The following is a 15,564-nucleotide window of genomic DNA, read 5'->3' as shown; positions in this document are numbered from 1 at the left end:
ATGAGCTATGGACCATTAATACATGATACACTATGCAAAGCAAACAGATAATCTTCCACCTATGCATAATCATTCACCCGTTGTTTTATACCAGCAATTCCGGAGCCGCTCTGAGAATCTCTTTTTAAGGCCGCTTTTCACCCAGGGACCATCTCAGCTCCGGGAATTGCTGGTTTTATATTCATTACTAGAAAGCATAACGCACTCTCATCGTAGTTCTGAAAATATTTTCATCCGATTCTCCGTCGGGGTCCTCTTCAAACATATCTAAAGCATCCCCTCCTATTAAATAACCTGCATTTAGCGCAATTTTCAGACCCTTGTAGATTTCATACTCAGTGTACCCATCAATTTCAAAACCAATCTCATCTGATTTATGATTTTCATATTCTAAGTCTTCAGCAGTCATCATATACATCCCAGCCAAACCAGTCTTTAATTTTTCTGTTGCTTGATAATCCAGGGAAAGCTTGTTCATTATAAAGCCTTTATCCATGATGTAAGGCCTTTCAGTAAAGTAATCATCATCTGTATAACCCCCTTCAAACAAAACGATGCTATCAAAAATATCGACATCGGTTGCCAAAAAGCCATTGAAATCGTCATCATTGGGATCGTCATCACCGGAAGCATACCAGAATCTATAGGTAACCTTTACGTCGCGAAGATTATATCCTAAGTCAAAGTGCATGAAATAGGCACTGACATCGAAATTTCCAGAACGCCCGCCAAAACGGTATTCATCATTCACCGCATTTGTAAAACCATCCACAAAATTTGCGTCCTTTATCTTACCGGTCTGATACATTAAATCCCAGTTGGTAAAAAAATTGCCAAACTTATATTTACCATCTAAACCCAATGTTGCAACATTTAAATCTGCATTATCCTGAAAGTATTTTACTTCCCAAAGTTGTGAGGTTATCTCATCATTTAATTCCGCGTCACGGTCGGCATCGCTCGTTTGGTATAAAACAAAAAACCCCGCCTTATTGCCGTCACCGAAATTATAGTACACTTTTCCATAAAAAGCATCTTCATCCCTAAGGCCTTCGTCATCATCCCTTATAACATTTACCTCGTACCCTCTGATCCAACCTAGGTGATAATCAAAAGCGTTATGTGAACCGTTAAACAATACTCCCATTGCGGTTTCGTTCCATAACCAATAATTGACGTCAACCGGTTGTAAGCCTATCCTTGTTCTTGTGTCAAAACCATATGTATCTAATCCTGGCAGCCTGAAATCAATATAGCCCCATCTTGTTTCAAGATTAACCCCGTCTCCCGAATATCCCCCGCCTTTATCTCTTTCTCCAAAGCGAAGTCCGCCCACTTCCCATGCATACACGGCCTTAACATTTTCATCATCTGACGTTCCTTCAAACCAGAACCGATATTTTATTTCCCCAAAAGTATCTTCAAGATCTTTATCGCTGATTCGGCCTTTGTGCTCAGCAACGAAAAACGCATTCTGATTGGTATACAGCTGAAAACGATGATTCATGTCGCCATGCATTTCGAGCTGTATGGCCTTAACAGGAACCGGTAAACATATTACAGCAAAAAGTAAGACAAGCTTTAGAAGACGGCACTGCATGGACGACCTCCGTTAGTCCGTGAAGTTGACTTTATCCTTAACCATTCATGGAATCGGCGAAGCAACAACCATGCCAACAACCACGTGTGCATGCGAGGGGCCAGCGTTAAGTTTTCTAACTTGACAGGGTGAGCGGCCTATTGGATGGATGGACCTTGAATAGGCAGGTGCGTAGGCAAGTGCACAACGGGGGGGAGGTTTGCGGTGGAAGCTCGGGATTGGAGTTCGTTTTTTGAACTGATCACGGAAACCATGAACAATGGGCTGCTGGTGATCGGCCGCGACGGAGTCATTCAGCGGGTGAACCGGGCGACCGAGCGGCTTTCGGGGTATTCGCGGTCGGAATTGGTGGGTTCTCCGTGTACCGTCTTGGACTGCGATGTCTGCTATTGGTCGCGCAAGCACGACGGTGACGGATGGTGTGTGCTCTTTTCCGAAGGACGATTCAGCATGAAGCGGGCGACCATCCGAAAAAAGGACGGCTCCCGGGTCCCTGTCCTGAAAAACGCCGTTATCCTCAAAGATGGGAAGGGTGAAATCTTGGGCGCCGTAGAATCCGTCATCGACCTTTCCAAACTGGACAAGCTCGACCAGCGCGCCAGCGAAGTGCCCCGGCTCAGCAACGCCGGCGATACTTACTGCGGGATGGTCGGAAAAAGCGCCGTGATGCGTTCGCTTTTCGAGGCAATCGAAAACGTCGCCCGCAGCGATGCCCCCGTCTTGATCCAGGGTGAAAGTGGGAGCGGTAAGGAGTTGGTGGCTCGAGCCATTCACCAGCGCAGTCACCGTAAAGACGGACCCTTCCTCGAACTCAATTGCGCCGCGCTCAACGAAGCCATTTTGGAAAGTGAGTTGTTCGGGCACGCCAAGGGTGCCTTCACCGGCGCTTACCGCGACCGTCCCGGTCGCTTCGAAGCGGCCGACGGCGGCGATCTTTTCCTGGACGAAATCGGAGATGTTCCTGTTTCAGTCCAGGTAAAACTTCTGCGGGTGATCGAAAGCAAGCGTTTCGAACGGGTCGGTGAGCTTCGATCGCGATCGGCGGACGTGCGGATCATTTCCGCCACCCACCAGCCGCTCGAATCGCTCGTGAAGGCCAAACGCTTCAGAGAAGACTTCTATTTTCGAATCAGGGTCATCCCGCTTTACGTCCCGGCGCTTCGCGACCGTCGTGAGGACATCCCGCTGCTGATCGACCATTTTTTGCGGGAACGGCATCTTCGAACGGGCGAGGCGCTGTTCGGCTTGAGCGAGGAAGCCTTGGATGTGTGCCTGAGCTACGATTGGCCGGGGAACGTGAGGGAACTTCAAAATGCCCTTGAATACGCCGCCGTGACGGCTCGGTCTGGAGTGGTCCGGCCGGAGCATCTGCCCAGCTGGGTTCAAGGCGGAGAGGGAACATTGGTGAGGCCGCCCAAGAGATCGATCTCTTGCTCGGAACTTCCGGAAAAACAAGCGTTGCTCGAAGCGCTTCAACGTGCCGGCGGCAACAAGACCCGTGCTGCCAGACTGCTCGGAGTCAACCGGAATACCGTGCTCAACCGAATGCGGAAATACGGGGTTGACATTCGCCGATCCGTCGTCTTTCCCGATAGGCCAGCGGAATCGACGCACCTGAAAACTTAGACCGCGTCCCTTCGTTCGTTGGTTTTTTGTCTTGTCTCGGACGGTAAAGGCTGGTTCCCGAGGGGGCGTTTCGGCGGGACAAGGTTTGGGGAGTGCGGTTTGCCGCGCCCTCTCTGTGGCGAGGGCGATACCGACGCAACAAAGCCGGTTCGGAGCGCTTCCGCGAAAGAGCCTTCGCGGAAGTTCGCTCCGACCCGGGGTGAGAGCGCCTCTTTGCTTCAGGCGAAAGGCCACGCGAGCAGCCCGCCTTCAATGAAGCGGACGCGGTCGTAGCCCGCCGCGTTGAGAATCCGCTGCGCTTCGTAACCTCGCATGCTCACTTTGCAGAAGGCCAGAATTTCCTTGTCTTTCGGGAGTTCCTGCAAACGCTTCCGGAGCGCCCCCAAGGGGATGTGAACCACCCGCGGGTCTTCCAGCCGCGTTTCCCGGAATTCGTCGGGAGTGCGCACATCGAGCAGTACGACATCCGCGCCGTCGTCCATGATCCGCTTGGCTTCCAGGGGCGAGATCCCGTGGGCCAGGCCGTTCATCTTGTTCAGAAGGACGTGGGCGGTGGTGGCGATCGGGTCGATCGGGGGCCCGTAAGGGGGCGCATATGCCAGATCGATGCCTCCGATCTGGTCCAATGTGGCGCCGAAAAAGATGGCGGTCGCCGCGACATCCAGTCGTTTCGCACCGTCTCCGGGCCCGACCACCTGGAGCCCCAGAAGCTTCCGGTACCGCTTGCAGGCGATCATCTTTATGACCATGGGGCGCTGTTCCGGAATGTAGTGTGGTCGGTCGGGTCCGGACCAGATGACCGTTTCTACGTCCAGGTTCAGCTCCTGGGCCAGTTTTTCGGTAAGGCCTGTTCGGCCGACGGTGATATCGAAAATGCGGCAAATGCCGGTAGAGGTTACGCCGGGGAAGGGGGACGGTAGGCCCGCAATATGGTTGGCGATGACTCGGCCGTGCTTGTTGGCGGTGGATCCCAAGGGGATGAAGAGAGGGGTTCCGATAATGGGATGGACGTATTGATTCACCACGCAGTCACCGCCCGCGTAGATGTCGGGGTCGCTTGTCTGGCAATAGCTGTTGATGACGATACCGCCTTGTGGTGCGCACTGGATTTTGGCGTCTCGAGCCAAACTGTCGTTGGGTCGAACCCCTACCGCGATAATCGCCAAATCCGCCTCCAACGTCTGCTTCTCCGTCCGCACCCTGCGGAGAACGCCGTGATCACCCTCGAGGGCGGTGACCTTTTCGCCGAGCACCAGTTTGACCCCGTTGGGTTGGAGATGCTTTTCCACGAGCAGGGCCATATCGCGATCGAGGAACTGGGGCATCACCTGGTCGAACATGTCCACCAAGGTCACCTCGAGCCCGCGTTCGACCAAAGCCTCGGCCATTTCTATGCCGATGTATCCGGCTCCCACCAGGACAGCCTTTTTGAGGCCTTTCTTTTCGATGGCCTCTGTCAGAGTCACGGCGTCTTCAAGTCGCCGGATGGTCCAAACGTGTTCCAGGTCTACGCCCTCTACAGGCGGGATGAAGGGGCGGGCACCGGTGGCCAGAACCAGCTTATCGTAAGCGAGTTCGCTTTCCGTGCCCGTGTTCCCTTCCCGGACCCGTACGATCTTCCGATTACGGTCGATGGCCACCGCTTCCGTGCGAGTGAGAACCCGGATACCCTTCACGGTCTCAAAGAATACAGGCGTTCTCGGGACGCGCACCGGAGTTTCGGTGAGCATGGCCACGTCGGAAAAGACCCCTTCGACATAATAGGGAAGGCCACAGGCTCCATAAGAAACCACATCATCGCGTTCGATGAGCGTCACATCCGCATGGGGCATGAGCCGCTTGAGCCTCGAAGCGGCCTTCGGCCCGCACGCTACACCACCGATCACAAGCACCTTCAAATCATCACGCATTGTCACTACCTCCTTCCACTGAGTTGTAGGACCATGAACCTTCGTGTTTTGCGGGAACGCCGTCGCTTGATGTGGGTCCGTGAACCTTCACGTGCCTCCCGGGACCCGAAAGTGTTTCCAGCAAAGTCTCCTCCTGGAATTCTTAAGCTGCGCGTTCTTAGGGATACGGGAAGGATGGAGACCGGGAAGACGCACCCCGCCACAGCCTGTCCCCGTCGCGCGGCCGCCGGCTAGGGCTGGATGGCGTCTTTCGCTTGCTTCACGGCGAGCTTTCTGAGCTGCTCATCGGTGAGCGGCGAACCATAGGCCACATACTGAACGAGCGGTGCCTCGCCGCCCTTTATGGGTTCCCATCCGTCGTCTTTCTTGTCCAAGAAAACCCATTGGAGTCGGTTTTCGATAAGCGGTATGACGCCTTTCCATGACGCCGCGTGGCCGTCTTTGAAATCCAGCACTTGAATCGTTTCGCCGGCGAGCATCTTCCTCACGGACTCGTTGTTATGGCACTGTTCGCAGCTTCGTCCGGCAGGAGTAATCGAATGCGTAAAATAAGGGGCATAAGCGACGAACTTCCGGCCCTCATGGACCAGCGTCATGGCGCTTGCCGAGGTGACGCGACCCTCGCAATTCATAAGGATCACCCAGTCTTTGACCGGGATGAAATTGCCGGCCCGTTCGCCGGTTTTAAGGAAGGTATCGAAGTGGCAGTTCAAGCACGCCATGGTGTCCTGGACATGGCAGGCCGCGCAATCCAGCTTCCCCTGGTGAACGGTGTGACTCACAGACTGATCGTCGAAATAGGGTGCGTCCCTTTCCTGATCGATGTGGCATTCGCCGCACGTGGCCCGGACGGCCTTGGGATCCCTCATGGAAGTTCTGGGGCGCCCGTCGCCGTGGACATCGCTTCCGTAATGGCAATCGGCGCAGACCATACCGGAAGAGACATGAACATCCAGCTTGTCTCTTTCGCTGTCGAAGCGGAAAGTGAGTCCTTCACGGCTGTGACAGGGAAGGCACGTGTTCATGTCCTTGGCCTTGGATTCGGAAAAGGCGAGTTTTTCGCCCCGTTTTTTGGCGTGGCATTGATCGCAGCTTTCCACGTGGCAGTTTTTGCAGTCCAGGTCTCGATAGGGAATGCCGGTGATCTGCATGAAGCCCCCGGCTTCTTCGTACCAGTACCGCATACCTTCACCTGTGAAATGAAGGCTTTTCGTGAAAAAGGACCGGAGACACGGTGAAGGGGTTTCGGCTGCGTCGACCCGGCCGCCCGCAACCCAACAGAGGAAAAGCACAGCCCAAAGAATTCCAAGCCGATACGCAGCCGCACCCTTGCCTTCTCGTCGCGTCATCGTTTTCCTCCTTTGTCAAAAACGAAACACAAACGCCCTAACCGGCCGAGGATGCCTCCACCACGTGATCTTCTTCTCACAAATCGCTCATGTCATGTAACCTGTCAAACGAAAACTAACCATAAATTTCTCTGCCAAAGCATGTCAGTACAAGTTCCGTAGGGCAGATTTGCCGTCGATCCCTGCCTGCCCGGTTCTTGAGCCGAAGTCGCAAAGCCAAATGACGTCGCCGCCCAAACCGCGCGCCGCTATCGCGGTGTCTCGAAGGTGTTGCGGCGAGGACTGCGCCGCCGATAAGAGGCTGTCTGAGAATACCCTTCACTCTTTTGGGATTGACTGTCCGTTTTTTCGCGTAGGGGGCGGTTCGCGAACGGCACTTAAGGAGCGACTCATGCCCTGTAGGAGCCGGCTTGCCGGCGACCCAGGTCAACGCGGCATGGCCGGTTTAACGGGTCGCGGGCCATGCCCGCGAAAACAGCTTAGGCATTGGCCGAAACGGGGCATGTGCACCAGTTCGAGATCGTCTCCCGTGATCCGGCGGTGGTTTTTCCGGGATGCATCCAGGGACGCCACATCCGCGAAACCGGGCCAAAGGGGGGCGTGCTGTTAACGGTGACGGAAGGGGCGGCGCCGGAGATCCGCCACGTGCCGCTGGACGTCCTCCGGTGGGCCCACCTGCCGGTGGATCTTTCCGGGGCCATGTCTTCTTCACCCACCACCGCCATCTGGTGGACCTGGCGGCCGACCGCCTGGCGCCCTCGCGGCTGACGGTGCACGATCTGGGCACCGGAAGCGGCGGCATGCGCTAGGGCGCGGCAACGCAACCGTTGCCGATGATTCGCCCGGACCCCTCATCCTTCCAATGTTCAGTCTTCTCCCCGCAGTGGAATCTCCCATTTCTTCATGTACTTCCACACCGCCGTGCGGCTGATGCCCAGGCGCCGGGCCGCCTCGGCCTTGTTCCAGCCGCTGGCATGAAGCAGCTCCACCAGGCGTTCGCGGGTCAAATCCCGGGCGGCGCGGTAGTGGTGCGGCGGCCCCGCCGTCGCCGAAAGAGGCGGCAGCCGGTGGCCCGGGCGGATTTCCGTCGGCAGGTCACGGGTGTCGATTTCCTCGTGGCGGCAGATGACGAAGGCGTGTTCGATGGCGTTCTCCAGCTCCCGCACATTGCCCGGCCAGGGGTAGTCGAGCAGATGGCGCATGGCCGCCTGGGTGACGCCGCGGATCCGCTTGCCCGTGGTTTGGTTCTGGCGGCCGATGAAGTGGTTGACGAGCAGGGGAATATCCTCGCGCCGCTCGCGCAAGGGGGGGAGCCAGAGGGGAAAGACCTTGAGCCGGTAGTAGAGGTCCTCGCGGAAGGTGCCCTGCCGCACCAGGGCGTAGAGGTCGCGGTGGGTGGCGGCGATGACCCGGATGTCGATTCTGCGGCGCCGCGAATCGCCCACGCGCTCGATCTCCCGTTCCTGGAGCACCCGCAGCAGCTTGACCTGGATGAAGGGGCTGAGCTCGCCGATCTCGTCCAGAAAGATCGTCCCCCCGTCGGCTTCCTCGAAGCGTCCGATCCGGTCGCGGTGGGCTCCGGTGAAGGCCCCGCGGGTGTGGCCGAAGAGCTCGCTTTCCAGGAGGGTTTCCGACAGGGCGCTGCAGTTGACCGTCACCAGCGGTTGGGCCGCCACGTCGCTGTTGTAGTGGATCGCCGCGGCCACCAGCTCCTTGCCCGTGCCGCTTTCGCCGTGGATCAGGACCGTGGCCCGGCTGGCGGCGGCGGCCCGGATGGCGTCGAAGACGTCCTGCATGCCTTTGCTCTTGCCGATGATGTTGGCGAAACGGAAACGCTCCTCGAGCCGCTGGAGGGCGGCATCGGCCGCCTGGCGGGCTTTCTTGAGCTCGGTGAGGTCGGTGACGGTTTCCACCGCGCCGATAATTTTTCCCGCGTCGTCCAGCACCGCACGGGCGTTCTTGATCACCGGCACGCCGTGCCCGTCGCGGTGCTGGAGAAGGCACTCGTTGTCCTCGGCCCGGCCCTCGCGCAGCAGGCCGCAGGCGTTGTGGTCCACCGGGCAGTCCCGGCCGAAGCAGCGGCTGCAACCCAGGATGCGGCAGGTTTGCCCCAACGCTTCGGCGGCCGTGTAGCCGCAGATGCGCTCCATGGCCGGATTCCAGGAGGTGATGCGGCCGTCGGTGTCCAGAGTGAAGACCCCGTCGGCCATCGATTCGATGATCTGGGTGAGAAAGCGGGTGTTCCACAGGGCGTGGATTTTTTCAGGCATGGGCGTCTCCAGCGCGTTACCCTGTTGGCTTGAAACGTTACTTTACGTTACTGCGTCATCATAGGTAACGTCCCGATCCCTGTCAAGCACGGGTGCCGGCGAAGCTTGAAATCGTTTGATTTTGACGGATTTCGATCAGTTGGTGAGCCGTTTGGCGAAATTGCGGGGTTCAACGGACAAACTGGCACAAATTGTGTGAAGGCTTCAAGGGCGATTGATCACCGCCTGAAACCGCCGTCTGTTTCAAGGCGTCATCCCACACGATGGAGGCAACCGATGCAAGACCTGTTCACTCCCATGACCCTCGGCCCGTTGACCTTGGCGAACCGGTTCGTCTTTCCGCCCATCAAGACCGCTTCCGGGACCCCCCGGGGCCAGGTCACCGATCGCCAGGTGACCTTGTATCGCCAGATCGCCCACCAAGGCCCGGCCATCGTGATCCTCGAACCGATGGCGGTCACCGCCGACGGCCGGGAACATCCCAGGCAGCTCTGCGTGCACCTGGACGACAGCGTCGCCGAGCTGACGAAAATCGTCGCGGCGATTCACCAGGAGGACCGGCTGGCCTGCCTGCATCTCAACCATGGCGGTGCGGCCGCCAATCCCAAGGCGAGCGGGACGCCGCCCCGGGCCCCGTCGGCCTTCACCTGCGCCAGCGTCGGTGTGCCGGCTGAAGTGTTGACCGAGGACCAGATCGACGCCATCGTCGAGGGCTACCGGGTGGCGGCCCAGCGGGCCGCGGCGGCCGGTTTCGATCTGATCGAGGTCCAGGCCGGCCACGGCTACCTCCGGGGCCATCGCGTGACGTTGGCCGAAAAGGCAGATCGCCTGGGGGGACAGTTCAACCTTGCCTGGCAAGCGCCGGGCAAAAAGACCATGCACGACGGCCTCGAGAACCTGAAACGGCAGGTCCGCGCCCACGCCGAAGAGGTGTTGACCGGCCGCGCAGTGGACCTCGACCTCGTCCGTGAACGGACGCCCGACCTTCTGGTGTGGGCCACCGGAGCGGTTCAGAACATCCCGGCCATCGAGGACCTGGAGGACCAGTACCGGATGACGTCCATCGAGTATTTCGCCGGCATTAAGGAAGTGCGGGGGCCGCGGGTCCTGGTGATCGGCGCCGGCCGCACCGGCCTGGAAATCGCCGAAAAACTCGGGGCCGCCGGCTTCGAGGTGGTGGCCACGAAACGCACCGACCCCATCGGTTCCATGATGGAAGTCATCACCAAGAGTCTCATGCTGATGCGGCTGGGCAAACTTTCCAACGTGACCATGATGCCCCATACCGCCGTCAAGCAGTTCCGGGCGGATGGCGTGGAAGTGCTCCAGGACGACCAGCCCAAGGTCCTGAAGCCGTTTCAAACCGTCATTCTCGCGTCGGGCATGCGGCCGGCCCCGGGGCCGGAGGCCGAGTTGCGCCAGACCGTGCCCGCGGTGGAGGTCATCGGCGATGCCGCCGAGGTGATGGACATCTACGCTGCGGTGCATGCCGGCTACGACACCGCGCTGAAATACTAGGAGGTTGATCATGGCCGAGATATCGTTCGCCGACATTTCCATCGTCTCCTGCGGCACGTTGAGCCTGGAGCTGAACCACCTGCAGCAGGAAGGCCTCATCGATCCGGCCCAGATTCTCTACACCACGCCGGGACTGCACCAGGACATCCACGAGCTCGAACGCCAACTGGTGCGCCAGATCCAGAAGGCCAAGGAGAGGACCGACAAGGTCCTCGTGGTCTACGGGGGGAAGTTCTGCTACGTCAACGCCGACGAGCCCACCCGCCAAATGCGCACCATCATCGCCGAACAGGGGGCCGGGGTGGCCCGTATCAACGCCACCCACTGCATGGACATGCTCGCCAGCGAGGCCGAGCGGACCGCCATCGCCCGGGAGGTGGCCGGCGGCGAGCCGGTCTGGTGGATGACGCCGGGATGGGTGAAATTTCGCAAGCTGGTGTTCAAGGGGTGGGACAAGGGACTGGCCAACGAGAATTTCCCCCGCCACACCGGCGGCGCCATCGTCCTGGACGCCATCGGCTACCTCGACCGGTATATGACTGAAAAACCGGAGGAGTTTCTCGAATACTGCGACTGGATGGGCATCCCCATGGTTGCCTACTCGGTGACCTTCGACCGCTTCCTGTCGCTGCTCGCCGATCAGGCACGCAAGCTCCACGGTGAGGATTGAACAGCGGCCAGGGCGAAAGAAAGGCATTTTTCACGAGGATGGACTGAAGCCGCGCAAGGTCGGGTTCGTTTCCCGGCCCTTGCCGGCCTCTGCCACGAAACCCGAAAGAGGAGCATCGATCGAAATGGAAGAACGCGATGCCATCATCATTTACACCTTCGCGGCCAAAGACGCCCTGGCGAAACTCTAGCTCCGGGCCCCCGAGGAACCATGTCCAACCGGGTGCTTCAACTGGCGGGCGACGCGGTGCGGAAGACCATCGAGGGCACCGATGTGCCGGTGCTGATCGATTTCGGTGCCGCCTGGTGCCTGCCGTGCCGAAGACAACAGCCCGTCACCGAACAAGTGGCGCGGCAAGTGAGGGGCCGGGCCCGGGTCTGTATGGTGGATATCGACGGCAACCGCGGACTGGCGACCCGCCTGAATATTCACAGCATCCCGACATTGATCATTTTTTTTCAAGCCATCGAGCGGGAACGATTCATTGGCATCCAGTCCCCCGAAATTTTGATCGAGGCCTTGAACCGGTGGGCATTGCAGCCGGCGCCCACCGATGCCCATCGAGAGGTTTGATGAACCCTTACTGCCCCACGGACCGTCTTGCGGCATACCGGCGCCCGCCGCCGCATTCCCTGTTGCCGAAAAAATAAGGTTGTGTCGCGACCTGTGAACTGCGGTGGGCTCACCGTCGGATTGACAGGGAAGCGACGAATGGCAGGGTATTGCACTTCAACCGGCGAGCAGCCGGGAAGGCCCGAATCGCCGGCCGGTCCCCGGACGGCGATCATGCAAGAGGGCACTCGCGTCGCTCAAAGGTGTCAAGGGATTAAGGGCGCCTCCAGGCGAATGGTATCCCCGTCGCCGAGGTCGTCTCCGGTCTGGACTTCGATGACCTCCAGGGAGATTTTTTCCGGGTTCTGAATGCGGTGGACCACTCCCGCCGGGATGAACACCGATTCGTCGGTGCCCACCGTCAGTTGCCGATCATCGCGGGTCACTCGGGCGGTGCCCTGGACGACGATCCAGTGCTCCGAGCGACGGTGGTGCTTCTGGAGCGAGATGCTGGCGCCGGGCCGCAGGGTCAGTCGATTGACCTGGAAGCGAGGGGCCAGGGCGATCACTTCCAGTACCCCCCAGGGCCGGTAGCGACGGCGATGGACATCCGCCTCGGCGCGCCCCTTCGCCTTGAGAATTTCCACCAGCCTTTTCACCTCCTGGGTGCAGTGGCGCGGAGAAATCATCACCGCATCGGCGGTTTCCACCACCACGTGTCCCTGGAGCCCCACGGCGGCCACCAGGCGGCTGGTGGCGTTGATGTAGGAATCGCTGACCTCGTGCACCAGGACGTCGCCCTTGAGGATGTTGCGGTCCTCGTCCTTGTCGCCCACCTGCCACAACGCCTCCCACGAGCCCACGTCGTCCCAGCCAGCGTCGAGCATCAGCGTGGCGGCCCGATCGGTTTTTTCCATGACGGCATCGTCAATGGAATCCGACGGGCAGGCCCGGAAGGCGGACGGATCCAGGCGGAAAAAATCCAGGTCGGTCCGTCCGGCCTGGACCGCTTCCCGGGTGGCGGAAAAAATCCGGGGCGCATGCCGGCGCAGGTGTTGCCGGCGGTCCGCCGGCAGGGTCCCGTCAAAGTCGGGGGTTGCGTGTCGCGGGCACGGGCCCCTCCTCTCGCGGGCAAGCCCGCTCCTACCGATAACAGAACACCGGGCCTATCCCCTGTAAGAGCCGGCTAGCCGGCGACCCCGATTGCGGCCAAGGGCGCTCCTCCAGGAACAAGGAAACTCAGTGCCCGTCTTTTTCAGGAGCTTGTTTTTGGACAAGCTCTAACCTGGCAGGTATCCTGACTATTCAAGGCGTTGCCGAGGCCGCGGCCACACGCTTCGCTCAGAACTTCAGTTCGACGGCCGCGAAGAAGGTTTGGCCGGGAGCAGGGAAGTCCAACTCTTCTTCGTAGGATTCGTCGAAAAGGTTTTCCACGCCGGCGGTCACAAAGCCCTGGACGTGCCCTTTGAGCACGGGGACCCGCAACAGGAGGTCCACCACCGCAAAGGCGTCCATTTTTTGCAGGGTGACATTGCTTCCGAGCGGCGCGCCCTCCGGTGAACTGGATCCGGCGAATGGGGCTCCGGGCGTTCCCAAATATGGAACCTCGCGGTCGTCCACCCACCGGAGGGTCGCCTTGGCTAGAAAGCCCTGGGCCCATTCGGCCTTGATTCCCAGGTTGACCTTCCATTTGGGGAGTTCGGAAAGTTCATCGGTGAGGTGGTTGGAAGCGTCCAGAACATCGCCTTCTTTTTTCGTGTCCTGCCAGGCTACGTTTCCAAAGGCGGTTACGGGCCCGCCGATCCGCGTTTGAGCCTCCAGTTCCACTCCTTGGAGGTCCACGCGATCCACGTTGTAGACCACGCGGCTGGGAGCGTAGCCGAAGATCCAGCGGATGTAGTCGTCGACGCGGTAACGGTACCAGGTGAGCGTGAGGGCCGTTCGAGGTATTCCCGCGTAATGGAGGCCGGCTTCGTACTGAAGGGCGTCCTCGAAGGTAAGGTTTTTGCGGACGACCCCCGAATTGGGATCGACTTCGGGCCGGTAGCCTCCGAAATACCAAGAAAAAGCCGGATTGTCGGGAAATCTCGTGGCACGCGCTGCGTGGCCGAAGACGGTGAGATGCTCCAGAGGCTTGAGGGTGACCCCGAATTTGGGCAGAAGGGTGTTTTCATCGAAACGGGCTCGGGTCGTTTCGAACCCGGTGGGCTTGCCTTGAGCGTTGTAACCCACCACTTGGTCCACGCTCCGGTCTCCGAAATAGTCTTCGTAGCGGAGGCCGGCGTATAGGCTCAACCAAGAGCGAATCGTCCAGGTATCGTCCACAAAGGCCCCGTGATAACGGGTGGCGTCCCATTCGTCGCTTCCGTCCATGGGCGGCTTGGGAAAATAGCCGCTCAAGACGAAGGTGTTTTCCGCGCCGCCGTATCCCTGGTAATTGGCGTCCGCACCGAATCCCAACCGATGATCACCCAGCGGTTTGCTGAAATGAGCCAGCCAGCCCCAGCTGCGATCCGGCGTCGCCTCTCGTTCCAGGACTTTCACGTCTTGATTGTAGGAATCGATCCGGTCCGTCCGATCTTCGTTGTTGAAATACAGCTTCCATTCCGAATCGAATCCGGCGATGAGTTTTTTCACGCTGAGATCCAGCTCCGTGCGTTCTTTGGTGTAGAAGCTTCCGTCACCGTGAGTGTCACCGGCAGGGAAGGCGATGCCGGGTCCGATGAGATAACTTCCCGTGCTTTCGGGATAATCGGAATCGTAGCCGGGAAGATCTTTGTCGTTGCGCACGGGCATATTGAAATCCCCTTGGGTGTATCGGGCGCTGAGCCGAACTTCGCCGTCTTCACCCCAAAACCAGTAAAAATCGCCGGAAAAATTGCTGCGCTCGGCCTCGCTGTTCCTCATATTTCCGCTGGTTTCGACGTATGCGGCGGCAAGGCGGGCTCCGAAGGACCCCAGGCGCCCGGCTACGGCCGCCGAACCGGAATAGGTGTCGTATCGCTTGAATCCTCCCACGATGGAAAAGGTCGGTTCAATGGGCGGGTAGGCGGGAACCAGGTTGATGGTGCCGCCCAGTGTGTTCCCGTACCTGGCGGTGAAAGCGCCTTTCCCGATTTCAGCCGCCTGCCAATTCTCGACGGCAAGGAGACTCCAATCCACGAACTGGCCCCCCATGACCCCTGTCCCGTTCAAAGGGCGACCATCCAGTAGAATGAGGGAGCGCTGTTCCTCGAGACCTCGAATCCGCACTTGGCTGCTCTTGGGGGTGAGAACGGAGCGTCGTTGGATGTCGATTCCGGCGGCCTTGTCCAGAGCGTCGGGAACCGTTCCGGCGACGGGCTTCTGTTCGGTGGTGAGGTCCACAGTGCGAACATTCTGTTCCGGAGAGACCATGCCTTCAGCGACTACAGTCACCGGTTGCAACGTGTGGACGTCTTCCGCCGCCACCGCCGCCAGGGAAGGCTTCAGACAGGCCGTGATAAACAGCACAAAGATTTTCATCCGGATTCCACCCATCGTTCGGCACCTCCTTTCGGAAACCGGCGCGGCGCACTCAAGGTGTTACGTTCCGCGACGCCGCGGCCCTTGACCAACAGGACACCAGGCTCACACGACCGCGGCTTCGTGCCGTCGATGGGGTCTTCGTGACTTTGGGTTTCGATGTGGTGTGGTGGGGACTCCACACCGGCTGATACGGCCCAGGTGGAGCTCATTTCTTAACGAACACTGGATGTTCGATTCTCGGAAGGCCGGCCTTCCCGCATCGCAAGGCCGGTTTGCCCGCGGTGTTTGCGTTAAGGGTCAACATACGCAAGGGCCCGTAAGGTTTTGGATGCAGATCTTTTGCTTCTTGTTCCCAAGCTCCAGCTTGGGAACACAACTGTGCAGAAGCTCCAGCTTCGGTGAGCCCGTTCCCAAGCCAGAGCTTGGGAACGAGGGGAAATTCTATTTCCCCTCCCCTTGTGGGAGGGGATCAAGGGGAGGGGGAAGAGGGGGCTTTTTTTGACCTTCGTTAACCTTTTTTGCTTAAGGTCTCCACTTTAGAACGCTACCAAGGTTTTGGATC

11 protein-coding genes are annotated in these 15,564 nt (G+C 59.0%); 5 read left to right on the top strand and 6 right to left on the bottom strand.

Translation table 11 applies throughout. The features are described from left to right. Positions 1–187: 187 nt before the first annotated feature. Positions 188–1,600, bottom strand: coding sequence for an alginate export family protein (locus FDQ92_RS07400; protein WP_211341402.1), 1,413 nt, complete (start codon positions 1,598–1,600; stop codon positions 188–190). A 204-nt stretch (positions 1,601–1,804) separates the two neighbouring features. On the opposite strand from FDQ92_RS07400, the gene FDQ92_RS07395 reads away from it, so the two are divergent. Continuing rightward, the gene (locus tag FDQ92_RS07395; protein WP_137423981.1) at positions 1,805–3,226 is read left to right on the top strand and encodes a sigma-54 interaction domain-containing protein; all 1,422 of its coding nucleotides are present in this window, start codon (positions 1,805–1,807) and stop codon (positions 3,224–3,226) included. Positions 3,227–3,444: 218 nt separating this feature from the next. Here the strand turns inward: FDQ92_RS07395 and FDQ92_RS07390 are convergent, their stop codons facing one another. Both FDQ92_RS07390 and FDQ92_RS07385 read right to left on the bottom strand, forming a co-directional pair. Next, positions 3,445–5,136: an FAD-dependent oxidoreductase gene (locus FDQ92_RS07390; protein ID WP_137423980.1), complete on the bottom strand. Its 1,692-nt coding sequence runs from the start codon at positions 5,134–5,136 to the stop codon at positions 3,445–3,447. 230 nt (positions 5,137–5,366) lie between these two features. Next, positions 5,367–6,485 carry a cytochrome c3 family protein gene (locus FDQ92_RS07385; RefSeq protein ID WP_137423979.1) on the bottom strand — a complete coding sequence of 373 codons (1,119 nt, stop codon included), beginning with the start codon at positions 6,483–6,485 and terminating at the stop codon, positions 5,367–5,369. A 504-nt stretch (positions 6,486–6,989) separates the two neighbouring features. On the opposite strand from FDQ92_RS07385, the gene FDQ92_RS07380 reads away from it, so the two are divergent. Then, positions 6,990–7,253, top strand: coding sequence for a hypothetical protein (locus FDQ92_RS07380; RefSeq protein ID WP_137423978.1), 264 nt, complete (start codon positions 6,990–6,992; stop codon positions 7,251–7,253). Between the two features lie 98 nt (positions 7,254–7,351). On the opposite strand, the gene FDQ92_RS07375 is transcribed toward FDQ92_RS07380, so the two are convergent. Continuing rightward, the gene (locus FDQ92_RS07375; protein WP_137423977.1) at positions 7,352–8,755 is read right to left on the bottom strand and encodes a sigma-54 interaction domain-containing protein; all 1,404 of its coding nucleotides are present in this window, start codon (positions 8,753–8,755) and stop codon (positions 7,352–7,354) included. 276 nt (positions 8,756–9,031) lie between these two features. Between FDQ92_RS07375 and FDQ92_RS07370 the strand changes: the two genes are divergently transcribed. The 3 genes from FDQ92_RS07370 to FDQ92_RS07360 all read left to right on the top strand — a co-directional run bounded on the left by FDQ92_RS07370 (position 9,032) and on the right by FDQ92_RS07360 (position 11,516). Then, on the top strand, positions 9,032–10,273 hold the full coding sequence (locus FDQ92_RS07370) for an oxidoreductase (RefSeq protein WP_137423976.1): 1,242 nt from the start codon (positions 9,032–9,034) through the stop codon (positions 10,271–10,273). A 10-nt stretch (positions 10,274–10,283) separates the two neighbouring features. Next, entirely contained in the window at positions 10,284–10,943 is a 660-nt protein-coding gene (locus tag FDQ92_RS07365) for a DUF1638 domain-containing protein (protein ID WP_137423975.1), read from the top strand. A 210-nt stretch (positions 10,944–11,153) separates the two neighbouring features. Next, positions 11,154–11,516 carry a thioredoxin family protein gene (locus tag FDQ92_RS07360; protein ID WP_137423974.1) on the top strand — a complete coding sequence of 121 codons (363 nt, stop codon included), beginning with the start codon at positions 11,154–11,156 and terminating at the stop codon, positions 11,514–11,516. 245 nt (positions 11,517–11,761) lie between these two features. Here FDQ92_RS07360 and FDQ92_RS07355 read toward each other — a convergent pair whose 3' ends face one another. Together FDQ92_RS07355 and FDQ92_RS07350 are read right to left on the bottom strand one after the other, a co-directional pair. Then, positions 11,762–12,412 carry a cupin domain-containing protein gene (locus FDQ92_RS07355; RefSeq protein WP_137425752.1) on the bottom strand — a complete coding sequence of 217 codons (651 nt, stop codon included), beginning with the start codon at positions 12,410–12,412 and terminating at the stop codon, positions 11,762–11,764. Positions 12,413–12,836: 424 nt separating this feature from the next. Further along, positions 12,837–15,014: a TonB-dependent receptor gene (locus tag FDQ92_RS07350; protein WP_137423973.1), complete on the bottom strand. Its 2,178-nt coding sequence runs from the start codon at positions 15,012–15,014 to the stop codon at positions 12,837–12,839. Positions 15,015–15,564 lie beyond the last annotated feature (550 nt).

Origin of the sequence: Desulfoglaeba alkanexedens ALDC (assembly GCF_005377625.1) — a bacterium.
GTDB classification, from domain to species: Bacteria; Desulfobacterota; Syntrophobacteria; order Syntrophobacterales; family DSM-9756; genus Desulfoglaeba; species Desulfoglaeba alkanexedens.
Note: the sequence above shows the minus strand (reverse complement) of the source record. Positions and strands in the feature narration are given on the sequence as shown.